The sequence below is a fragment of the Bradyrhizobium sp. HKCCYLS3070 genome, from assembly GCF_051167575.1.
Classification (GTDB): domain Bacteria; phylum Pseudomonadota; class Alphaproteobacteria; order Rhizobiales; family Xanthobacteraceae; genus Bradyrhizobium.
This window is the reverse complement of sequence record NZ_JBNPTI010000002.1, coordinates 84,953-105,320: the sequence shown is the minus strand read 5'-3', so window position 1 is coordinate 105,320 and position 20,368 is coordinate 84,953. Positions and strand designations below refer to the sequence as shown.

The 20,368-nt window shown below is 64.3% G+C and carries 21 protein-coding genes and 1 tRNA gene; 11 read left to right on the top strand and 11 right to left on the bottom strand.

Going from position 1 to position 20,368, the window contains the following annotated elements:
* The first annotated feature begins 66 nt into the window (after positions 1-66).
* Genes ACQR03_RS09220 through ACQR03_RS09210 form a run of 3 tightly spaced genes read left to right on the top strand, consistent with a single transcriptional unit; the run spans position 67 to position 2,211 of the window.
* Positions 67-726, top strand: coding sequence for a GntR family transcriptional regulator (locus tag ACQR03_RS09220; protein WP_315706509.1), 660 nt, complete (start codon positions 67-69; stop codon positions 724-726).
* Positions 723-1,295, top strand: coding sequence for a hypothetical protein (locus tag ACQR03_RS09215; RefSeq protein ID WP_315706510.1), 573 nt, complete (start codon positions 723-725; stop codon positions 1,293-1,295). Before ACQR03_RS09220 ends, ACQR03_RS09215 begins: the two co-directional genes overlap by 4 nt.
* Entirely contained in the window at positions 1,270-2,211 is a 942-nt protein-coding gene (locus ACQR03_RS09210) for an SMP-30/gluconolactonase/LRE family protein (protein WP_315706511.1), read from the top strand. The genes ACQR03_RS09215 and ACQR03_RS09210 overlap by 26 nt, the downstream gene beginning before the upstream one ends.
* A gap of 27 nt (positions 2,212-2,238) precedes the next feature.
* Here the strand turns inward: ACQR03_RS09210 and ACQR03_RS09205 are convergent, their stop codons facing one another.
* The gene (locus ACQR03_RS09205) at positions 2,239-3,333 is read right to left on the bottom strand and encodes a hypothetical protein (RefSeq protein WP_315706512.1); all 1,095 of its coding nucleotides are present in this window, start codon (positions 3,331-3,333) and stop codon (positions 2,239-2,241) included.
* Positions 3,334-3,607: 274 nt separating this feature from the next.
* Here ACQR03_RS09205 and ACQR03_RS09200 point away from each other — a divergent pair, with 274 nt between their 5' ends.
* Positions 3,608-4,606 (top strand): LysR substrate-binding domain-containing protein, encoded by a 999-nt coding sequence (locus ACQR03_RS09200; RefSeq protein WP_315706513.1) that lies wholly within the window; start codon positions 3,608-3,610, stop codon positions 4,604-4,606.
* 27 nt (positions 4,607-4,633) lie between these two features.
* Here the strand turns inward: ACQR03_RS09200 and ACQR03_RS09195 are convergent, their stop codons facing one another.
* Positions 4,634-6,106, bottom strand: a complete 1,473-nt coding sequence (locus tag ACQR03_RS09195; RefSeq protein WP_315706514.1) for a carboxylesterase/lipase family protein — start codon at positions 6,104-6,106, stop codon at positions 4,634-4,636.
* A gap of 105 nt (positions 6,107-6,211) precedes the next feature.
* Positions 6,212-7,519 (bottom strand): MFS transporter, encoded by a 1,308-nt coding sequence (locus tag ACQR03_RS09190; protein ID WP_315706515.1) that lies wholly within the window; start codon positions 7,517-7,519, stop codon positions 6,212-6,214.
* 274 nt (positions 7,520-7,793) lie between these two features.
* Between ACQR03_RS09190 and ACQR03_RS09185 the strand changes: the two genes are divergently transcribed.
* On the top strand, positions 7,794-7,991 hold the full coding sequence (locus ACQR03_RS09185; protein ID WP_315706516.1) for a tetratricopeptide repeat protein: 198 nt from the start codon (positions 7,794-7,796) through the stop codon (positions 7,989-7,991).
* A gap of 94 nt (positions 7,992-8,085) precedes the next feature.
* On the opposite strand, the gene ACQR03_RS09180 is transcribed toward ACQR03_RS09185, so the two are convergent.
* Together ACQR03_RS09180 and ACQR03_RS09175 are read right to left on the bottom strand one after the other, a co-directional pair.
* A complete protein-coding gene (locus ACQR03_RS09180) occupies positions 8,086-8,355 on the bottom strand; it encodes a conjugal transfer protein TraD (protein ID WP_315706517.1) in 270 nt (89 codons plus the stop codon).
* 1 nt (position 8,356) lies between these two features.
* Positions 8,357-8,683 (bottom strand): conjugal transfer protein TraD, encoded by a 327-nt coding sequence (locus ACQR03_RS09175; protein ID WP_315706518.1) that lies wholly within the window; start codon positions 8,681-8,683, stop codon positions 8,357-8,359.
* A 169-nt stretch (positions 8,684-8,852) separates the two neighbouring features.
* On the opposite strand from ACQR03_RS09175, the gene traA reads away from it, so the two are divergent.
* A complete protein-coding gene (gene traA, locus ACQR03_RS09170; RefSeq protein ID WP_315714175.1) occupies positions 8,853-11,864 on the top strand; it encodes a Ti-type conjugative transfer relaxase TraA in 3,012 nt (1,003 codons plus the stop codon).
* Between the two features lie 102 nt (positions 11,865-11,966).
* Complete coding sequence (locus tag ACQR03_RS09165; protein ID WP_315707353.1) at positions 11,967-12,242, top strand: helix-turn-helix transcriptional regulator; 276 nt, start codon at positions 11,967-11,969, stop codon at positions 12,240-12,242.
* Between the two features lie 218 nt (positions 12,243-12,460).
* Here the strand turns inward: ACQR03_RS09165 and ACQR03_RS09160 are convergent, their stop codons facing one another.
* Positions 12,461-12,724: a hypothetical protein gene (locus ACQR03_RS09160; protein WP_315707331.1), complete on the bottom strand. Its 264-nt coding sequence runs from the start codon at positions 12,722-12,724 to the stop codon at positions 12,461-12,463.
* On the opposite strand from ACQR03_RS09160, the gene ACQR03_RS09155 reads away from it, so the two are divergent.
* Positions 12,669-14,339 (top strand): recombinase family protein, encoded by a 1,671-nt coding sequence (locus tag ACQR03_RS09155; RefSeq protein ID WP_315714387.1) that lies wholly within the window; start codon positions 12,669-12,671, stop codon positions 14,337-14,339. The two genes, ACQR03_RS09160 and ACQR03_RS09155, sit on opposite strands and share 56 nt — an antisense overlap.
* On the opposite strand, the gene ACQR03_RS09150 is transcribed toward ACQR03_RS09155, so the two are convergent.
* The 5 genes from ACQR03_RS09150 to ACQR03_RS09130 form a co-directional block, all read right to left on the bottom strand.
* Positions 14,296-14,372, bottom strand: a tRNA-Met gene (locus ACQR03_RS09150). The genes ACQR03_RS09155 and ACQR03_RS09150 overlap by 44 nt on opposite strands.
* A 236-nt stretch (positions 14,373-14,608) precedes the next feature.
* Entirely contained in the window at positions 14,609-14,959 is a 351-nt protein-coding gene (locus tag ACQR03_RS09145) for a hypothetical protein (protein ID WP_315750106.1), read from the bottom strand.
* A gap of 76 nt (positions 14,960-15,035) precedes the next feature.
* Entirely contained in the window at positions 15,036-15,671 is a 636-nt protein-coding gene (locus tag ACQR03_RS09140) for a class I SAM-dependent methyltransferase (protein ID WP_316166538.1), read from the bottom strand.
* 27 nt (positions 15,672-15,698) lie between these two features.
* Positions 15,699-16,895 carry a tRNA 2-thiouridine(34) synthase MnmA gene (gene mnmA / locus ACQR03_RS09135; protein WP_315714172.1) on the bottom strand — a complete coding sequence of 399 codons (1,197 nt, stop codon included), beginning with the start codon at positions 16,893-16,895 and terminating at the stop codon, positions 15,699-15,701.
* A 142-nt stretch (positions 16,896-17,037) separates the two neighbouring features.
* The gene (locus tag ACQR03_RS09130) at positions 17,038-17,265 is read right to left on the bottom strand and encodes a hypothetical protein (RefSeq protein ID WP_316169303.1); all 228 of its coding nucleotides are present in this window, start codon (positions 17,263-17,265) and stop codon (positions 17,038-17,040) included.
* On the opposite strand from ACQR03_RS09130, the gene ACQR03_RS09125 reads away from it, so the two are divergent.
* From ACQR03_RS09125 to ACQR03_RS09115, 3 genes are all read left to right on the top strand, one after another.
* Complete coding sequence (locus ACQR03_RS09125) at positions 17,252-18,856, top strand: flagellar hook-length control protein FliK (protein WP_434841369.1); 1,605 nt, start codon at positions 17,252-17,254, stop codon at positions 18,854-18,856. The two genes, ACQR03_RS09130 and ACQR03_RS09125, sit on opposite strands and share 14 nt — an antisense overlap.
* A gap of 12 nt (positions 18,857-18,868) precedes the next feature.
* Positions 18,869-19,567, top strand: a complete 699-nt coding sequence (locus ACQR03_RS09120) for a flagellar hook assembly protein FlgD (RefSeq protein WP_315750102.1) — start codon at positions 18,869-18,871, stop codon at positions 19,565-19,567.
* A gap of 249 nt (positions 19,568-19,816) precedes the next feature.
* Complete coding sequence (locus ACQR03_RS09115) at positions 19,817-20,092, top strand: DUF1153 domain-containing protein (RefSeq protein ID WP_002714638.1); 276 nt, start codon at positions 19,817-19,819, stop codon at positions 20,090-20,092.
* The last annotated feature ends 276 nt before the right edge of the window (positions 20,093-20,368 follow it).

Here is a 20,368-nt window from a genome sequence, read left to right as displayed (position 1 = left end):
TGCTATAATGCCGGCGAGTGGCCCGCTCCCACAGGGCGGCGCTCCGGGCGAGCGGGATCAGAAGGCATGACGGATCTTGAGGAACGGCCGCTGTCGGCGGGCGACAGCGGCTATCGGCGCATCCGCTCCGACATCATTTTCGGCGTGCTCACGCCGTCGGGACGCCTCAGGCTCGAGGCGATGAAGGAGGATTACGGCGTCAGCATCTCGACCCTGCGCGAGATCCTCAATCGCCTGGCGTCCGAAGGCTTCGTGGTCGCCGAAGGGCAGCGTGGCTTCGAGGTGGCACCGGTCTCGCTCCAGAACCTGCGCGAGCTCGCCGAGCTGCGCATCCTGCTGGAGCATCACGCCATGGCCGAGTCGTTCCGCGCCGGAGACGTCGAGTGGGAAGGACGCGTGGTGTCAGCGCATCACAAGCTGGCCGCGACCGAGCGCACCATCCTGAAGGAGGGCGACGATCCCGAGTTGCGAAAGCGCTACGACGGCGAATTCCACCAGGCGCTGATCTCGCGTTGCGGGTCGCGCGAGCTGATGCATACGCATTCCATCGTGTTCGACAAATATTTCCGTTACGCACTGCGCTATCGCGGCAGCGAGACGATCAACCAGCACAAGGCGCTGCTGGAATGCGCCCTGAGGCGCGACATCGAGGGCGCAAGGACCGTCCTGAGCGAGCACATCAACAACTGTGTCGCGCATGCCCTGTCCTCCTGGACCGGCAATTGATCGCCCTCACCTTGCCGCCCCCCGGGTGGTCGACGCAGAGAACGATTCATGCGCGCCAACATTCCCTTCTCGACCGCCCGGCTCGACGGCCTGCTCGACGCGGCCGGCATCGACGTCCTGATCTGCACGTCGAAGCACAACATCAGTACCTTCTCGGCGGCTACTACCATTTCCAGTTCGACTTCATGGACGCGATCGGCATCAGCCGGCACCTGCCGATCCTCATCTATGTGAAGGGCGAGCCGGACAAGACGGTCTACACCGCCAACCGGAACGAGCGGGACAGCATCCCCAATAGGACGGACGCCGGATACTGGATGCCGCCGGCCGTGTTCGGATCGTCAACCTCGGTCGAGGCCATGACGCTCGCGCTCGGGCATGTCCGATCCGTCGCGACGCCGGGGCTTGCTGTCGGCGTGGAGTTGTCGTTCCTTCCGCCGACGCCGCGGACCTGCTGCGCAAGGAACTGCCGCTTCGTCCAGGCGATGCGCCCGCTGGAAAAGCTGAGATCGATAGCGCGCGCGGCTGGAACGGGATTCCGACATGACCATTCATTCGATCTCCGCTGATCGGGTCGAGATTGCGGTGGCCAACGCCGATCTCCTCGGCGAGACGCCATTATGGTGCGACCGGACCCGCAAGCTGTGGTGGATCGATATCGACGGCAGGCTGCATCAGTCGTTCGATCCGGAAACTGGCGCGCACCACGCTGTTTCCCATGAGTGTCAATTCCTTGGCAGCCAGGCGCTGACGGCGGACGGCTCGCATCTGCTCGCACGGGATCTGACTCTGTACCGTCGCGCGGCCGATCATCCGGAGCAGTTTGTCGAGGTCGAAAACGGCCTCGACAACCGCCTCAACGACGGCCGGGTTGATGCGCGCGGCCGCTTGTGGATCGGCACCATGGACAACCAGCTGCATCGCCCGAACGGCTCGCTCTATCGCGTGACCGGAGACGGCCAGGTGACGCGCATCTTCGGCGACGTCATCGTGACCAATGGGATCGCGTTCGCGCCGGACAACCGCACGCTCTATTTCACCGATACGCGGCGATACTGCACCTGGTCGTTCGACTTCGATCTCGACGACGGTATCATCAGCAACCGGCGCCTGTTTGCAGATTATAGCACGTCGAAGGAAAGACCGGACGGCGCCTGCGTCGATGCCGCAGGCGGGTTATGGACAGCCTTCTTCTCGGGCGGCCGCGTCGTACGCTACCGCCCGAACGGGCAGATCGACACCATCGTCCCATTGCCGGTGACGAACCCGACCTGCGTGTGCTTTGGAGGCAGCGACCTCAAAACGCTGTTCATCACGACGGCCAGAAAATTCCTGGATCCGAAGCAGTTGAGTGCCGAACCCATGGCGGGACATCTGCTTGCTGTCCGCGGCCTCGCACAAGGCCTCTCCGAACATCGTTTCCCATCGGGCGGTGCTGTGCGACGCCAAAAAGCTGACGACGGTCGCATCAGGCGCGGCAGGTAAACCGCTCTCCCCCGTTTTGTCGACGCACTAGAACTTCACGCTGATGCCGCTGGACAGACTCGATTCGGTGCAGGTGTTGTTGCTCACCCCTGGCGATCTCGTGCAGAGCTTGCTGACATTGTGATCGAGACCGTATTTGTTCTGCCAGTAGCGATAGGCCACCCAGACATCGAGATAGTGCGAGAATTTCGGGCCCCACATCGCTTTGGAGGCATCGAAGGTAAGGCGGATCGGCTCGGAGTTGAGTGAGACTTTGGTCATGGAGTTGGCCGGCGCCGCGACGGGCAGCGGATTATAGGGAAGTGGGCTGTTCTCGGGGCCGAGCGCGCCGAGCAACTGGGCGCGGCCGCTGATGGATAAATAGCGCATGCTCTCGGGTAAGAAGCCGAGGTCCATGTAGTAGTTCGTTTCAATCGCCCAGGTCGGCTGATACCGCCGGTTGCCGTCGGGCAGACAGCTCACGCCGGGCCCCGGAGGGGCAAAGCCACCACCGCACTGCAGGAATCCCATGTGTGCCATGTAGATCCATGTCGCGAGCGGCGCGACGTTGACGTAACCCTTGTAGGGAAGATCGAACTGGAACTGCAGGCCGGCCGATACGGCCTGCGCAGCGGCGGCGCGATAGTAGTTCGACGTGCTCAGGTCCAAACCGACCTCGAAGGAGATGTTGCGGAGCGGGCCGACCGTGAACGCCTTGGTATCGAAGATTTCATTCCAGCCAAATGTCGAACGGCTCTGACCGGTGAAAAAGATTGCACCCGCGCAATTGGCCGGTGTTGCAACACCGGTGCCCGGATTGACCACGACGCCCGCGTTCGTGCAGGGGCTGGCGGGATCGTTATGGTCCGCCTTGAACATCGAAATGTTCAGGAAGTTCGTACCGTACTGCCAGATGTCGAAATGCGTGAACGAGTAGACCTGCATCGCGGTCGTGCTGTTGAGCGACCCGTCCGGATTCCTGGAGAACACGCCGGGGTCCGTCGCCTTGGGGATATAGGAGAAGGTGAGGCGATCATCGATCAGCGAAAAGAATGGCTGACCGGAGGCCGCTGGCTTTGCCTTGACCGGCAAATCCTCCGCGACAGCTGCCGCGCTTGCGCACGACGCAAAAGCCAGTGCCATGAGTAATGGCTGAATATGATGCCTCAAGTCCCCCTCCAATGTCCTCTAAGCCCAGGTCCAAGACATCAGACGCTGTCGTGGTCCGGCGTGTTGTCCCTCGAACCGCCCCGTTCAGTTCGGTGAAACAGCATAGGCAGTGGACGCGGGACAAAAAGTCCGGCAATCGGTACAGTCACGTTCCAGGATTGGAACGACGACCTGCTTGCTGGAGTGCCGCTTTCGATCGTCTCATCGAATCCGGACTTCTGTCTGAGATCTCCGCAGAGGATTACTCATGGGAACGGTCGATGACCTGACACTTCTCGTCGAAATCATCGAGGCCGGCAGCCTGTCGGCGGCGAGCCGCAAGACAGGCATTCCGAAGTCGAGCTTGAGCAGACGGATCGGCGACCTCGAAAGTCAGCTCGGCGTGCATCTCGTTCATCGCGGCCCGCGCAACTTCGCGGCGACTGAAATCGGCCTCTCTATCTACGAGCGGAGCCAGAAGATCAGGGAAGAGCTGGTTGCGATCAAGGCGCTTGCGGAGGACCGCACGAACCGCCCCTCGGGCATGCTGCGCATCTCCTGCCCGGCCGTCCTCTCCGAGATTCTGGTCGCCGATTTTGCCATCCAGTTTGCCGAGACCTATCCGGATGTGCGCCTGACCTTGGACAACACCAAAGGGACGTTCGACCCGAAGATCGATCACTACGACCTCGCAATCCATCCTGTGCGCGAAGATCTGGCGGATTCCGAATTGATCTGCCAGAAGCTCGCGACAGCGCCTTACCGCTTAGTCGCAGCGCCCGCCCTGATGGCGCGCCTCGGCCCGCGCACGACCCCCGCAGACCTCGAAGGCCTCCCGGGCGTCGGATGGGGCGCCGACGGCTTCATGGCGCGCTGGCGTCTGTTAGGCGCAAGCGACGCGACGACGGAGATCAACGTCAAGCTCAACTTTTCAGCCAACAACCTCAACATCATTCGCCAGGCTGCGCTACGCGGCCTCGGTCTCGCGCGACTGCCGATGCCGATGTGCGACGCCGACCTGCTCGATGGCCGGCTCGTTCTGCCGCTTCCCGACTGGGCGCCGCCACCGGTGACGTTCTATGCGCTCTATCCTTCGCGCCGATCCCTGACGGTCGCCGGCCGTTTGTTCCTCGCCGGTCTCGCCAAATTTCTTCAGGACAGGCTGCGCTCGTCCGATAGTCCGCAGCCATCGGGTCCGGCGTCCGCCGTGAGGCGCAAATCCCAACGCGCCGTGAAGAAGCGCAGGCCCAGACCGGCCAGGCGTTGAGAGAACTCCCGGCCGTTCCTGCTCGAGTCAGGCGATGTATCGCGATGCCGTGATGCGGCGATCAAAATGCAGGACCGCCTGATCCGCCGCGTGGGCGGGCCATTCCGGGAGACCGCGCGCGTTCGGGTCTCCCGCTGCCGCGAACGCGGCGATCGAGCCTCTGAAGAGGCGGCTCAGGTCCTGCACTTCGCGCCGGTCCGCGCCTTTGACCATGGCAGCCGACTGCCAGATGTTGAAGTTGCCAAACAGGAAGGGAAGATCGATGCAATGGCAGGCTCCCAGGCCCGGAACGGGCGCCTGCCAGTCGAACAGATAGGTGAAGGCCTTTCGACCGAGGCTGGACTGCGTGGCGGCGATCTCCAGGCTCTGCTTTGTGAACATCCGTTCGCTGTAGAAGTCGCCCAGGAGCATGCGAGGTGTCGCAGGCACGCGCGAGGAACGCAGCCGTGCCAGCGTCGCACTTGCGTCGTCGTCCCCCTGGGATCGGATCACGTCCTCGAGCGCATCATCGGACAGTTCGTCGAGCGACGGATTCGAGATCGAGAACGCGGCATACTCCTCGCGCGTCAAGCCGATCATCATGTCGCACCACCGTGCGCCGCCGCTTCGAATTGACTCGATGGGATCGCGGTGCACGAGGGCATCATCCAGAACCGGCATGAAGGGAGGCGTGATATCTCCCGGGGTCGCCGGCGGCCGCCTTTGCAGCATGCGCAAGCCCTCGAGGGCGCGACCAATCGGGATCGTTCGGAGTTTGTCGACCTCGTCAGCGGCGATGCCGAGAACATCGAGGATTGCATTGGCGACCGGTCGCGACTGTTCGACGGTACGCAGCTTGACGCCGACCGGCGCGCTCATCAGGATCGCCCGGTTGAACAGCCCCGATCCAGCTTCGATGCCGGCAAGGGCCGCGATGCTGAATGCGCCCGCCGATTGGCCGATCACCGTGATCCGCTGCGGATCTCCGCCGAACACGCTGATGGCTTGTGCTATCCAGCGCAACGCTGCGACCTGGTCGTGCAGGCCGAGGTTCAGACCGCCGAGGCCGGGATGCGGGAAGAAGCCGAGAATGCCGAGCCGATAGCTGACGTTGACAACGACGAGGCCATTGTCCTTCGCGAGGATGCCTCCGTCGTAGCAAGGCAGCGATCCGCCTCCGGTCATGAAGGCGCCGCCATGAATGAACACCAGGACCGGAGCGCGGTCGCCTGCCGCATGACCGGTCCAGACGTCCAGATGGAGACAATCCTCGCTTTGCTCGACGTCGTAGGTCCCCATCACCACGTCGAGACGCGACGGATTCTGCGGAGGAATCGGCCCGGCCGCGACGGCGTCGCGAACACCGCCCCATCGCGGCGGCACTGACGGCATCTCAAAGCGCAATGGGCCGACGGGGGCTTCCGCATACGGAACTCTCCGAAACGCGGTCACTCCTTCTGATCGCGCGCCGCGCAGCCGACCAAACGGCGTTTCCAGCTCAACATGCTCCACAGCGGTCATTCCTATTCCGACAAGGCACTTCCCGGCCCCACGGCTTAAGCTCTCTCACCAAATGCAGCCAGCGTCCGAAAATGGCGAGCAGCGTTCCAGATTTGAAACGCCGCATCATGACCGCTCCGTCGTCCGCAAGTGCGGAAGCAGAGCGAAGATCGCAAGCAATGCGGGAAGCGTGGCCGCGAGCAAGATCGCTTTCGGCGCAACACCCTTCGAAACGAGGAGACCTGCGAACGCGGGCCCAACGATCGAGCCGATGCGGCCGGCGGCAGCGGAGAAGCCGACACCGTGGGTGCGAAGCGCTTCGGGATAGATCGCGACAGCGAGAGCGGACTGCCCCACGCTGCAGGAGATCAGACCTGCACCGGTTCCGGCAATCAGCAGCCAGACACCGAGCGGGACCACGTCGTGCGCCGCAAGCCCCGCCGCAGACATGACCCCAAGGGTCACGGCCGACACCAGGATACGCGCAATCGGAAGCCTGCTCACGAGGAGCATCACGAGGACGTTGGCGACCAGGCCGCCGGCGCTGAAGAAGCTGATGCCAAGCTGCGAATATTCGGTCGAGAATCCGAGCTTGACGAGCAGCGCCGGCAGCCAGAACACCAGTGCGTAGCCGTCAGCGAAGATCAGAAAGGAGAATATCCAAAGGCTGACGGTCCGGCTCGCAACGCCAGTGGCGAGCAGATCTCCGATCAGCTTCAAACCGCCCAGGTGCAGGTCGCGTTGATTGGTCGACAACGGATCGCGCGCGGCGGTCAGCCTGGGTAACCAAAACAGCAGAACGAGGGAGAGTCCGAGCGGCAGGGCACCGCCGATGATGAAGATGGACTGCCAACCCAAACGCGCGGTCAGGACTGCACCGAGCACACCGCCCAGGATGCCGCCGGCGGCGAGCCCGGTCCCGACGATGACGGCAGCCGTCTCCTTCAGCCTTGGCGGACATTGCGACGTCGCAATGGCAATCGCCGACGGCAACGCTGCACCGAGCCCAATAGCCGTGATCAGGCGCAGCGCTGCAAGCTGCTCCACGGAACCCGCAAGCGGCGTTGCCAGCGAGAGAACGCCAAACGCCGCCACGCTTGCGATCAGGACAGGACGCGCCTGCCAACGGCTGACCAGCGGGCCGGACGCCAGGTATCCGAGCACGGCGCCGACGCTCGTCAGCACGAACGCAGGTGTGAGCGACGCCGGCGAGACCATGAAGTGGGCTGCGATGACGGGAGCCGCCACGCCGATCGAACTGGTATCAAGCCCGTCGAGCAGGACCGCTGCGAAGCTGAGCGCGATCGCGATCCAGGCTGATCTCGATACACGTTCAGCGGACGTGCTCCCAAGGCGCGTGCTGGTGTCGTTGACGCCGGAGTCGCATTCTTCGCCTTCGCTTCCTAGCGGACTTGCTTGCGCTACGCCCTTCACCCTTTTGCCTCCACACCAATCCCGTTGGGGAAAACTCAAGGGGTTTCCAAACTAGCTGTCCAGCTCCAGGAATGGGATGCTCGGTTCTATAATTGAGACGCGAGCTGTTACGCGCAGCCCGTGATCCTCACTTGGCTTGAAGACATGTTCAAGCATGGCGACGTTGCTGGTGACGAGGTCGTTGCCAATCAGACCGTCGTGGCCCTGATGCAGCCTGAGCAACGATGCGCCGACCACCGTCGCGGCGCAGACCGCGGCCTCGGGGCGACCGCACATGAATCTGGCGGCGGCCTACCAGCAGTTGGGCCGGACCGAGGAGGCGAAGGCGGCCATGCAGGAGGGCCTGAGGTTGCGGCCTGGCACGACGGCCCTCAACGTTGCACCGCCGATGAAGAACACCAGCCCGGTCTTCGTCCAGGCCGCCGATCGGATGATCAAGCTGATGATCGCCGCCGGCTTGCCGGAGCGCTAAGCGGCATTGCTGCCATGCCTCTCGCCGGCTCAAGCTCACACCGCACAGCCGCCAATTGCGCGTCAAGGACACTGGCGATTGGGCAGGCAGAGTTTCAGCTCTTGCTTGGTGTTGAGCCATTTTGATCGTTCTTGTCTGGTGTCGCCGCTTCCGCCTCAAACACCCGCTTCCCCTCTGCCATCCATAGCGCTCGCGCCCGTTCGCGCTGATCACTTTGGAGTTTGTCAGCAACCCAGAGCAGCGCGCCATAGATGATGGCGCGATCATCGCCGGTTTGCTCCACGACACCGGCTTTGACGACGAGGCCACCGAGTTCGATGAGATGGCGGGTGCGCTTTCGGCGCGTGATCTGCCAAGAGCGCATGTCACGCCGTGCCCTTGCGGCTTGTTGCCGGTTGCGCGCCGCTCGGTTGCGTCGAAACCACATTAGCGTCGCGGTCAGTTGCTGGCGCATTCCGCATCGACCGTCCTTGAAAGAACGAGACGCCGCGCTTGGCCCATGCCTCCCTCTTTCCGGCCTCCTTGGTCTCGACCAGCACGATCAGCGCACCAGCGAGTTCGTCTGCGCTAAGCGCGTCAGCTCCCGTGGCAATGACGAGCTCGCCTAGCTGCCGCACCTTGCGGGTTTTAAGCTCGTGCGCTTTGTCGTCGAGTGCCTTCAGGTCCGCATCAAAGTCCCTTGGTTTGCGCATTGTCGTCTCCCTACGTCGGCGGAGAAATGATAACTCGGCTAGCGGCGCCTTGCCGTAAGGTCGTCAGGACGAGCTGAGATGGGATAATCCCTCCCGAGATTTTTTCGAGGGAGGGCGCGCTTATACGTCGTGCCGACGTACGCTTCGCTGTGTAGATGCTCTGCTCGCGATGGCGATCTATCATCTTCACGTCAAGGTCATTGGCCGGAAGGCCGGGAGCAGCGCGGTGGCATCGGCGGCCTACCGCTCGGGCTCGCGGCTGCGCGACGAGCGGTTGGGCCGTGAGCAGGATTTTTCGGCCAAGCGCGGCGTCGTCCATTCCGAGGTGATGCTGCCGGAGAATGCGCCGGAGGCGTGGAGTGACCGCGAGCGGCTCTGGAACGATGTCGAAGCATTCGAAGTCCGCAAGGACGCCCAGCTGGCCCGGGAGATCGAGTTCGCCCTTCCGCGAGAACTGACTGAGGCGCAGGGCATTGAGCTGGCTCGGGACTTCGTTCAGAGCGAGTTCGTCCGTCGCGGCATGATCGCCGATCTTAATGTGCATTGGGACAGGGCCGAAGACGGCCTGCCCAAGCCGCACGCCCATGTCATGCTGACAATGCGCTCGGTCGATCAGAACGGCTTTGGTCAGAAGGTGAGAGAGTGGAACCGCACGGAGATGGTCGAGCGCTGGCGCGAACGCTGGGCGGAGATTGCCAACGAGCGGCTGGCCGAGCTCGACATCGACGCGCGGATTGATCACCGCAGCCTGGAAGCCCAGGGCATTGCGCTCGAGCCGCAAAGCCAGATCGGCGCACCGGCCAAGCGCATTGAGGGGCGGAGAGGCGGAGGCGAGGGCGCTGAGGCTGACCGGGCCGAGATGCACCGCGAGATCGCGCGAAACAACGGCAGGAGGATCATCGCCGATCCCTCCCTTGGACTGGACGCGATCACCCAACAGCAATCGACCTTCACACGCCGTGACCTCGCAAAGTTTGCGCATCGGCACAGTGACGGGCTCGACCAGTTCAATGAAGTGCTGGGCGCAATGCAGGGAGCGCCAGATCTAGTCGACCTCGGCAAGGACGCTCGCGGCGAGGATCGGTTCACCACCCGCGGAATGATCGAAGCAGAACGGCGCCTGCACCGGGCCGCTGAGCTGATGGCAGAACGGGAGCGCCACCAGGTGCGCGACGAGGATCGCCAGGCCGCTTTGGCGCGTGCGGAAGCACGCGGCCTGGTGCTGTCATCCGAGCAGGTTGACGCCTTGGCGCACGTCACGGATGGACGCGGTCTCAGCGTCGTGGTCGGCCATGCCGGGACAGGAAAGAGCGCGCTGCTGGGGGTGGCGCGGGAGGCGTGGGAAGCAGCCGGCTTCGAGGTCCGGGGCGTGGCGCTGTCCGGCATTGCAGCAGAAAACCTCGAAGGCGGGTCGGGCATTGCGTCGCGCACGATTGCCAGTCTGGAGCATGGCTGGGAGCAGGGCCGTGATCTACTCAAATCGAGCGAGGTGCTCGTCATCGACGAGGCGGGCATGGTCGGCACGCGCCAGCTCGAGCGCGTGATGTCTCGTGCTGCCGAGGCGGGCGCCAAGGTCGTGCTGGTCGGCGATCCGCAGCAGCTGCAGGCCATCGAGGCGGGCGCAGCTTTCCGGTCGATCCATGAGCGTCACGGCGGGGCGGAGATCGGCGAAATACGCCGTCAGCGCGAAGACTGGCAGCGCGACGCCACGCGCAATCTGGCGACCGGCAAGGTCGGCCATGCGCTAGAAGCCTATCGGGCCAACGGCATGGTGCATGAGGCGATGACCCGCGAGCAGGCGCGGGGCGATCTGATCGCGCGCTGGGACCGCGACCGGCAGGTATCGCCGGACCGGAGCCGGATCATCCTGACCCATACCAATGACGAGGTGCGCGCGCTGAACGAGGCGGCGCGCGGACGGATGCGGGCCGCCGGCGCTCTGGGCAATGAGGTGGGTGTAACGGTCGAGCGCGGCGCGAGAAGCTTCGCCGGCGGAGACCGCATCATGTTCCTGCGGAACGAGCGTGGGCTTGGTGTCAAGAACGGCACACTCGGGACCATTGAACTGGTCAGCGCGCAATCCATGACCGTGCAGATCGACGATGGCCGGTCCGTGCGCTTTGACCTCAAGGATTACAACCGGATCGACCACGGTTATGCCGCGACGATCCACAAGGCGCAGGGTATGACGGTCGACCGGGTCCATGTACTGGCAACGCCCGGCATGGACGCCCACAGCAGCTATGTCGCACTGTCGCGGCATCGCGACAGCGTGGACCTGCATTATGGCCGCAACGATTTTACCGATGCGGATCGGCTCAACCGTGCTCTGTCGCGCGACCGGTCGAAGGACATGGCCTTGGATTACGACCGTGCCGATCCCGTCCAGAGCTACGCCGAGCGGCGCGGGATCACGTTCCGCGAGCGCGTGGCCGAGATCGTGCGCAAGGCCGTGCCAGAGACGCTGCGCGGCATGTTCGACGGCCTTAGCGTTTCTGGAGAGGTGCTCGACCGGGATGGCGGACGACGGCCCGAGCGGGGATCCCCCGAAAAAGAAAACAGCGGCACGGCAGCCGACCGGCGCGAAGCCGAAGTGCCGGCAAGGACCGTGGCGCAAGATCCCGAAGCGGAAGCCCGTCGTGTGCGGACCCGAGCGCTGGTGCGCCATGCTCGCGCCGTGGATGCGATCTTCGCAGCGCATGAGATGGGCGGCAGAGCGAGCCCCGAACAGGTCAAAGAGCTACAGACCGCCCGCCAGGCCTTCGAAAAGGTGCGCCCCTATGGCTCCCACGACGCTGAGGCCGCCTACAAGAAGAACCCCGAGCTGGCCCGCGAGGCCGCTGGCGGACGCCTCAACCGCGCCATCCGCGCGCTCCAGCTCGAGACTGAACTGCGCACCGATCCGAGCCGCCGCGCCGATCGCTTCGTAGAGCGCTGGCAGAAGCTCGAGCACACCAGTCAGCGACAATATCAGGCCGGGGACATGTCCGGTTACAAGGCCACGCGGTCCGCGATGGGCGACATGGCGAAAAGTCTCGAACGCGACCCGCAATTGGAATCCATTCTCGCCGGTCGCAAGAACGATCTCGGCATTGCATTCGAATCAGGCCGCCGGCTCGGCCAGGATCTGGCCTTCGTCCATGGCATCGATCTCGGCAGAGGCCGAAGCCTTGGAATTTGACCCATCCCGTTTGCCGCCGGCTCTACGCCACGCTTGGCAACGCGCGAACTCTTATTGTCCGCCTGCATCTGTTTGGCCTCTCTGGTCTCACAACACCTCAGAATCGACCAGCGAAGGGCATCACGGCCATGCGCGAACCAGATCATCAGGTTGAAGACCATCCTCACCAGGACCGGGCTGTCCCGGTCCACAATCTACCGCAAGATCGCCGAGGGCACGTTCCCGGCCCAGCTCAAAATCAGCAGCAACGGTTCGGGCTGGCATGAATCCGATATAAACCGATGGATCGCAGATCCAGCCGGATGGCGTGCGGAAGGTCGATTCGAGGAAGCCGCGGTGAGCTCGATTTCCGATCCTTCAACCGGCCGCAGAACGTAAAGACTCGTGCTCTCGTATCCTCACTTCATACACCGCCCACTTTCGATCCCGGACCCTTTCCTTCGCCAGCGCATCCTAAACGGCGAGCGCGTCTCCGATCCTCTTCCGTTTCCGGACACCCCTCTTTTGACTGTGCCGACGGCAGGCACAGTGCCCAAGGTCAAAGCGATCCGCATCCAAACGACGTTTCTGTTCTCGATTCTATCCAATGCTACGCTTCATCGTTCCCCGATCTCGCCTCGGCTCTCCCCGCGCAGCATCCTGTTGAGATGGCGCGACAAAAGACCGGACAGGGATCGCATCGGGCAACAGGCTGTGTTGCCGAAACTGACAATGCCCTGGCCAAATTCGTTGAAGCGCTTGCGATTGCCGATGCGAGGCGCGATCATCTGCGGGAAAGAGAGCCGCTGACAAAATGCCATCTTGATGCGGTCAACTCTCGGTGCCGCAGCAATGGTGTTCATGATGAAGCGCGCAGCCATTTACGCCAGATTCTCGACCGAGCTCCAAAGCGAAAGATCGACTGAAGATCAGATCGCTTTGTGTCGGACCTATGCGGCGCGTCATCAGCTCTCAGTCGTCGCTACGTTCGAGGACAAGGCCCGGTCTGGGGCCTCGGTTTTTGGACGCGATGGCTTGATGCAGCTGATGGATGCTGCACGCCTGCACACATTCGATGTCGTAGTCGTGGAGGCGTTGGATCGGCTCTCGCGCGACATGGAGGATCTCGCCGGAATTCACAAGAGGCTGTCCTTTCAGGGGATCCAGATCCAAGCGGTGCATGACGGCACGGCAGACTCCATCCTGATAGGGATTCGCGGTCTCGTCGGACAGATGCAACGCGAGGATGGCGCGAAGAAAGTCCGGCGCGGTATGGCCGGCGTGATACGCGATGGCCGCCACGCTGGCGGGCGCGCCTATGGCTATCGTGCGGTCGCCGGCAAACCCGGCGAGCTCGAAATCGTCGAGCAGGAGGCCGCCGTCGTTCGGCGCATCTTCGCCGCTTATGCCGACGGACGAACACCTCGCGACATTGCGCGGGATCTCAATCGCGAGGAAATTCGTCCGCCGCGAGGCCCGCGGTGGAATGCATCGACGATCAACGGCAACGCGCAGCGCGGGAACGGCCTCATTTTCAATGAGCTGTATGCGGGTCGCATCGTCTGGAACAAGGTCCGGATGGTCAAAGATCCCGACACCGGAAAGCGGCTGTCTCGGCCCAATCCGCCGGACGAGTGGCAGCGCATCGAAGCCCCCCATTTGCGGATCGTCGAACAGTCCATTTGGGAACAGGCTCATCTGTTGAAGTCGCAGAAGAGCCGTCTCGCCAGCCACGTCAAGCGCCGAACGCCACATCTGCTTTCCGGACTTCTTCGCTGCGGTTGCTGCGGATCCGGCCTGTCGGTGCATGACCGGGACAAAACGGGCAAGACCCGCGTCCGCTGCTCGGCCGTGCGCGAAAGCGGCAGCTGTTCGAACCGCAGAATCTTGTACCTTCGCGACGTCGAAAATCTGGTCCTCAGCGGCATGGCCGAAGAACTGAAGGATCCTCGGCTGATCGAGACCTATGTGCGCAACTATAATCGTGAACGAGAGCGCCTTGCCGGAGACGCCGCCGCAACACGCACGCGCCTGGAGGCGAAGCGCGATCGGATCGAGGGCGAGCGGCAGCGCAACATCGATCTTGTCGTCCGATACGTCATTTCGGAGGACGACGCTCGGCAACGCATCGCCGAGCTCAAAGAGGAGCGAGAGCGGGTAGAGGCGGAACTGGCCGCGCTCGAGGAAGCGCCTGTTCCGGTTGCCCTTCACCCGGCAACCTTGGACCGATATGTCGCAACCGTCGATGCGCTAGCGGAAACCTTGGCGGACCACGCCATTGCCGAGGACGACCGAGGCACGCTCATCGACGATTTCCGGGCTCTCGTGCACAGCGTCACGATTTACCCGAAGGGACCCAGGGAAGGATTTGAGATCGAAGTGAAGGGAAAGCTAGCTGCTTTACTCGGGAAAGGAGTGTTCCCAGACGGCAGCTACAATAGTGGGTCACGCGTGGTAGCGGGGGAGGGACTCGAACCCCCGACCCCAGGATTATGATTCCCGTGCTCTAACCAGCTGAGCTACCCCGCCACGATGTTCGATCAAGGCAAGACCGGTCGAAGCGGGCGCCGGGCCTTGTGAACGGGCGGCATATAAGGAGGCGTCTCCGCCCCTGTCAAGCAAAGCTCGCGGGCAGCAGCGGTTTTCGGACCAGGGGATTTCCGGACGACTCTCCAAGGCCTTGCGCATGTATCCGCTGGTCGTCGAGGGCCACAGGCCGATGTGCGCGCCAAGAGCGGCGGTCGGCAATGCAGATCACAAGAGGCTCATTTCGGCAGCACGTTAGGATAGCCGCCGGGGCTGCCGGGCGGCGGGATCACCGGCGTCGTGCCGCCCTCCGGGGTCGGCGCGTGCATCTCCGGATCGACCCCGCTCGGCGGACACAACACGCCGTTGGTCTTCGCCAGCTTGTCGCCGAGCGGCTCGCTGGCGCTGCCGGTGGTGATGCCGTCGGGCGTCGCCGTCGCGCGGACATTCGGCGCACAGGCGGCATTCGCGTCGGGGGCCGGCGCCGTCGCCTGCGGAGGTGTGGCCGCCGTCGGCGGCGCCTGGGCGTGGGCCGCAGCCGCGGCCGAGACCAGTGCGAAGGAGAGGAACAAGGATTGCCTGATGCTCATGGCGGGGCAACGCAAACCCCGCGTTCGCGTTCCGCGCGGATGGCGTGGCAAAGCGCACGGCCAGAGGATCTGGCGGTCAGCCCTTGCGGTAGCGAATGAGCGAGAAGTGTCCGAGCGGTGGCATCGGCCGGCGCTCGGCCAGCGTGACGCCGCCATGCTTTGCGGCCCAGTTCACCAGTCGGGCCCAGGGGAACTCCGGCCGCCAGCCGAGCCGGCGCGCGATCGGCGCGAAGGCGAGCTCGAAGATGCGGCGCGGGCCGCTCTCGGCGCCGATATGGTTGACCAGAATCAGCTCGCCGCCCGGCTTCAGCACGCGGATGAAATCATCGAGCGTCGCTTCGGGATCCGGCACAGCGGTGATGACGTATTGCGCGACCACCGCGTCGAAGAAATTGTCGGGAAACGCGAGATGCTTGGCATCCATCACCGCGAGCGTCTCGACATTGAGGAGCTTCAGCTCGCGCACGCGGGCCTGCGCCCGCCGCAGCATCGGCTCGGAGATATCGACGCCGCAGATCTTCGTGGTCCGGGCATAGTCCGACAATGACAGACCGGTGCCGACGCCGACGTCGAGAATGCGGCCGCCGATGCGATCGGCTTCCGCGATGGTCGATTGGCGGCCCTGATCGAAGACCTTGCCGAACACCAGATCGTAGATCGGCGCCCAGCGCTCATAGGCCTTTTCGACCCCCGCGCGGTCGATGTCCCCCATGCCCCTGCCCCGAATGATGGATGCTGATCAGCCGCGGACCGGCTCGGCCACGCGCTGCGGCCTGATCACGTTGCCGCCCAAGCTGCTGCTTTCCGCAACAGCGCTCTGGATGAAGCCGCCACCGAGCACGCGGGCGCGGCCGGAGGCGGCATCGTAGAACACGCAGGCCTGGCCCGGCGAGACGCCCTCTTCGCCGGCGACCAGCTCGACCTCGTAACGGCCGTCCGCACCGCGCAGCCAAGCCGGCTGCGGCGGCCGCGTCGAGCGCACCCGCACGAACAATTCGAGGCCCTCGCGCGCGGCGGCGTCGAGCGCGCCGTCACCGATCCAGTTGACCTCGCGCAGCGTGATGCGATGCGTGCGCAGCGCCTCGCGCGGGCCGACCACGACGCGGCGGGTGGCGACGTCCAGCTTGACGACGTAGAGCGGCGCGCCGGCAGCGATGCCGAGGCCCTTGCGCTGACCGATCGTGTAGTTCGCGATGCCCTGATGCACGCCGAGAACGCGGCCATTGAGATCGACGATCTCGCCCGGCTCCATCGCGTTCGGGCGCAGCTTGCCGATGATGTCGGTGTAGCGGCCGGTCGGCACGAAGCAGATGTCCTGACTGTCGTGCTTGTCGGCGACCTCCAGTCCGAAGCGGCGCGCGAGCTCGCGCACCTCCGGCTTGGTCATGTCGCCGAGCGGAAAGCGCAGATAATCGAGCTGCTCGCGCGTGGTCGCGAACAGGAAGTAGCTCTGGTCGCGATCGCTGTCCGCCGCGCAAGTGAGCGCGCGCGATCCGTCCGCCAGCCGCCGCGAGGCGACGTAGTGGCCGGTGGCGAGCACGGAGGCGCCGAGCTCGCGCGCGGTCTTCAGGAGATCGCCGAACTTGATGGCGCGGTTGCACTCGATGCACGGCACCGGCGTTTCGCCCGAAGCGTAGCTGGCGGCGAAATTGTCGATCACCGACTCGCGGAAGCGGTCTTCGTAGTCCAGCACGTAATGCGGGATGCCGAGGCGCTCGGCGACGTTGCGGGCATCGTGGATGTCCTGGCCGGCGCAGCACGCGCCCTTGCGGTGCGTCGCCGCGCCGTGATCGTAGAGCTGCAGGGTGATGCCGACGACGTCGTAGCCTTCCGACTTCAGCAGCGCGGCCGTCACCGAGGAGTCCACGCCGCCGGACATGGCGACGACGACCCTGGTGTCTTCAGGACGGCCTTCGAGATCGAGACTGTTGAGCATGATCCGGTCACTGCGATCGCGGCGTCAGGCAACGGGTTCCCGGCGCGGGAACGCCTCGCATGCGCCGTCTTTGCGGATGGCTTGCTTCGGGCGATCTCCGGACAGGATGTCCTGATCGGAAACAACACGAAAGCATCTGTCTCTAATATAGGCGCACTTCCTGCGAAGCAATTGCGCCGGTCGCAGATGCCGGCGGCAAATCTTGCCGGCCGGGCAGAAATGGCGAGGACGCGGCGGCGGATCCGCGCCGCGATCGATTCCATAAGAAATTGAATTTATTGACTATTTTCAGTGGCGCCGGCTTGGCCCGCTCCTTGCTGAACTGCTTGGTCGAGTTCATCGCGAGAGGGTCCAAGGTGTTCAGCGTCACGTCAGACATCCAGGCAGGCACGGTTCTCAAGACCACGGCGCCGAGACAGTCCCGTCAGGACGCTCCGCAGCCGTCCGACAGCTTCTCGGCGCTGGTCGACGCCGCGACTCCGGATCCGTCGACAGCGTCGCCGCCCACCTCCCCGTCGCCGTCACCGCGCCCCGGCAGCGCTTCCACCCCGAGCCGCGAGCCGGCGCGCGCCGGCGACGCCGATCGCACCACCCAGGCCAGGTCGCAGGACAAGCCGGCGGACAAGGCCGACGGCAGCACTGCGGGCGCCGACGCCAGCGGTCCCGATACCACGGCCGACGCGACCACTGGCACACCGACCAAGACCGATGCGGCCGGGACCGCCGACGGAAAGACCAGCGACGGCAAGACGGGCGACAAGAAGGACGGCGATCAGGCCAGCACGGATGCGAGCGCTGCGACGACCGCTATAGCCGAGCAGACCGTGGCCGTGCCGACGCCGGTCGCCGTCGTCATCCAGCCCGACATCACCCTCGCCAACCCCGCCACCGGCGATGGCACGGCGGGCGGCGACGGCAAAACCAATGCGCCCGGCGCGGCCGCGCCCGTCGGAGCGGCCGGTGTTGGCCCGCAGGGCTCGGTCGATGCCGCGGTAGGTCTGCTGGCGGCCGCAGCGAAATCCACCGGGGCGGCCAAGGATGCCGACGGCGCCGGATCAACCGCGACGACGCCCGAGACGGCAGCGGCGGCCTCCGGCGACGCTGCCGCATCTGCCGATCAGACCTTCACCGCCGCGCTCGATGCGGCCGTTCCCGGCAGCACCAAGACGACGGGCAAGCCGGGCACCCAGACCAAGACGGGGCTCGCCGAAAGCGCAGCCGGCAAGGTCACCGAACCGGGCAATGGCAACGTCCAGTCCACTCAGCAGCCGGGCCAGGGCGCGCTCGCGCAACAACCCGCTGTTGCAGCCAAGCCGGACTCGGTCGAGGCCGGCGACGGGAAGGCGAACGGCAATTTGCAGGCACCGGCCTCACATGATCGCAACGCCGCGCCGACGACCAGCCAGACCAACGCGCCGGCTCCCGATCCGAGCGCACAGGCCACGGCCGCCGCGCAGCCCCAGCTGTCGACGCCGGCTGCATCGACCAGCCAGATCACCGCGGCCAACCTGACCGCGACGGCCGCTACGGCGGCCGCTGTGCCGCTTCATGGGCTTGCGGTCGAGATCGCAGCCTCCGCGCTCAACGGCAAGAGCCGCTTCGAGATCCGACTGGATCCGGCCGAGCTCGGCCGCATCGACGTCCGCATCGACGTCGACCGCAATGGCCAGGTGACCTCGCATCTGCGGGTCGAGAAGCCGGAGACGCTGGCGATGCTGCAGCAGACGGCGCCGCAGCTCCAGCAGGCGCTGCAGGACGCCGGCCTCAAGAGCAACAACAGCGGATTGCAGTTCTCGCTGCGCGACCAGAACTCGTCCGGCCAGAATGGCGGCGATTATCAACAGAATGGCAACGCACAACGCCTGATCGTGACCGAGGACGAAAACGTCCCGGTCCAGCTCGCCGGACGGTCCTATGGACGGATGTTCGGCGCGCAAGGCGGCGTGGATATCAGGGTTTAACAGGAGGCTTCCATGGCAATCGGCGACGCGATCACGTCAAGCCCGCCAGTCTCGGGCACGACCAACACCAATTCGTCAACCGGCAACAACAGCCTCGGCTCGAGCACAGGCTCGACGATTGCCGGTAATTTCCAGACCTTCCTGACGCTGCTGACGACGCAGCTGCAGAACCAGAATCCGTTGGATCCGCTGGACACCAATCAGTTCACCCAGCAGCTCGTGCAGTTTGCCGGCGTCGAGCAGCAGCTCAAGACCAACGACCAGCTCGCATCGCTGCTCACGATGCAGCAGGCGACGCAGGCGACCCAGGCGCTGGCCTTCGTCGGCAAGACCGCCGTGGTCAGCGGCTCCACGACGACCATGGCCAGCGGAAAGGCGAGTTGGGACCTCAGCATCCCCAAGGACTGCAACCTCACCGTCAACATCACCAACAGCGTTGGCCAGACCGTCTTCACCGGCAAATATACCGCCAGCGCCGGCAACAATCAGACCTACAACTGGAACGGCCAGGGCAATGACGGCACCCAATGGCCGGACGGGCAGTACAAGATCACGACGGTCGCGACCGATGTGACCAATGGCAGTCCGGTGGCGATCTCGACCCAGGTCCAGGGCACCGTGTCCTCGGTCGACCTGACCCAGCAGCCGCCGTTGCTGACGATCGGCGGCCAGACCTACACGGTGAACCAGATCCAGCGGATCGTGAGCTAGCTCCCACCCCATCTGAACCGATCCCGGCTGGACTTGAACAAGCTCAGCCGCCGCGGCGACCTGTCAGCGTAAGCGCCGGAAATTCTTAACCAATCATTCACCACGATTCCGCTCCCGGGGCGCAGCGCCACCGGAAGTGGCGGCGTTCGCGCGCAACGCCGGATTCGCGCCCTCGGCTTAGGCAAATTTTAAGCGAGGCGGCGTAGGGTCTTACCGTGAGTTCAGTGGTTAAGAGTTTGTGAGTACGCCATGACAGAACCCCATCGCCCGAGGGTGAAATACGTCATCGGGCCTGACGGCAGCCCACTCACCATCGCGGATTTGCCTGCTCCAGGCACCAAGAGGTGGGTCATTCGCCGGAAGGCTGAAGTCGTTGCCGCCGTTCGCGGCGGCTTGCTGTCCCTCGAGGAAGCGTGCAGCCGCTACACCCTGACCGTCGACGAATTCCTGTCGTGGCAGTTCTCGATCGACCAGCACGGTCTCGCCGGCCTGCGCACCACCCGAATTCAGCAATATCGCCAATAGATCGTTGCCGACGCGACGGGATTTCTTCGAAAATCGGCTTGGCCCTGCCAAGCCGATTTTTTGCATGTCTACACTTTGTTAGGACCCTTTAACCACCGTTAACCATATCGAAACCTTCCCATAGGCAATAATTGCCCAGTGGTTCGATTCAACCTCCGCGCCCCGTCCCGCGAATGGCGGGGCAGCGGCTGACATCGGATCGCCACCTGGAATGCGGGTGCTGGTGAAGGTTAAGGATTGAATTTCGCGATCTATGCAACCGGCCGTAAAGGCCCG

Excerpts from the sequence above, each read along its gene's own strand:
- ACQR03_RS09220 (WP_315706509.1), top strand. The coding sequence starts at position 67 with ATGACGGATCTTGAGGAACGGCCGCTGTCGGCGGGCGACAGCGGCTAT.
- ACQR03_RS09210 (WP_315706511.1), top strand. The coding sequence starts at position 1,270 with ATGACCATTCATTCGATCTCCGCTGATCGGGTCGAGATTGCGGTGGCC.
- ACQR03_RS09205 (WP_315706512.1), bottom strand. The coding sequence starts at position 3,333 with ATGGCACTGGCTTTTGCGTCGTGCGCAAGCGCGGCAGCTGTCGCGGAG.
- ACQR03_RS09200 (WP_315706513.1), top strand. The coding sequence starts at position 3,608 with ATGGGAACGGTCGATGACCTGACACTTCTCGTCGAAATCATCGAGGCC.
- ACQR03_RS09195 (WP_315706514.1), bottom strand. The coding sequence starts at position 6,106 with ATGACCGCTGTGGAGCATGTTGAGCTGGAAACGCCGTTTGGTCGGCTG.
- ACQR03_RS09185 (WP_315706516.1), top strand. The coding sequence starts at position 7,794 with ATGAATCTGGCGGCGGCCTACCAGCAGTTGGGCCGGACCGAGGAGGCG.
- ACQR03_RS09180 (WP_315706517.1), bottom strand. The coding sequence starts at position 8,355 with ATGCGCTCTTGGCAGATCACGCGCCGAAAGCGCACCCGCCATCTCATC.
- ACQR03_RS09175 (WP_315706518.1), bottom strand. The coding sequence starts at position 8,683 with ATGCGCAAACCAAGGGACTTTGATGCGGACCTGAAGGCACTCGACGAC.
- traA (WP_315714175.1), top strand. The coding sequence starts at position 8,853 with ATGGCGATCTATCATCTTCACGTCAAGGTCATTGGCCGGAAGGCCGGG.
- ACQR03_RS09155 (WP_315714387.1), top strand. The coding sequence starts at position 12,669 with ATGCGGTCAACTCTCGGTGCCGCAGCAATGGTGTTCATGATGAAGCGC.
- ACQR03_RS09160 (WP_315707331.1), bottom strand. The coding sequence starts at position 12,724 with ATGGCTGCGCGCTTCATCATGAACACCATTGCTGCGGCACCGAGAGTT.
- ACQR03_RS09145 (WP_315750106.1), bottom strand. The coding sequence starts at position 14,959 with ATGAGCATCAGGCAATCCTTGTTCCTCTCCTTCGCACTGGTCTCGGCC.
- ACQR03_RS09140 (WP_316166538.1), bottom strand. The coding sequence starts at position 15,671 with ATGGGGGACATCGACCGCGCGGGGGTCGAAAAGGCCTATGAGCGCTGG.
- mnmA (WP_315714172.1), bottom strand. The coding sequence starts at position 16,895 with ATGCTCAACAGTCTCGATCTCGAAGGCCGTCCTGAAGACACCAGGGTC.
- ACQR03_RS09120 (WP_315750102.1), top strand. The coding sequence starts at position 18,869 with ATGGCAATCGGCGACGCGATCACGTCAAGCCCGCCAGTCTCGGGCACG.
- ACQR03_RS09115 (WP_002714638.1), top strand. The coding sequence starts at position 19,817 with ATGACAGAACCCCATCGCCCGAGGGTGAAATACGTCATCGGGCCTGAC.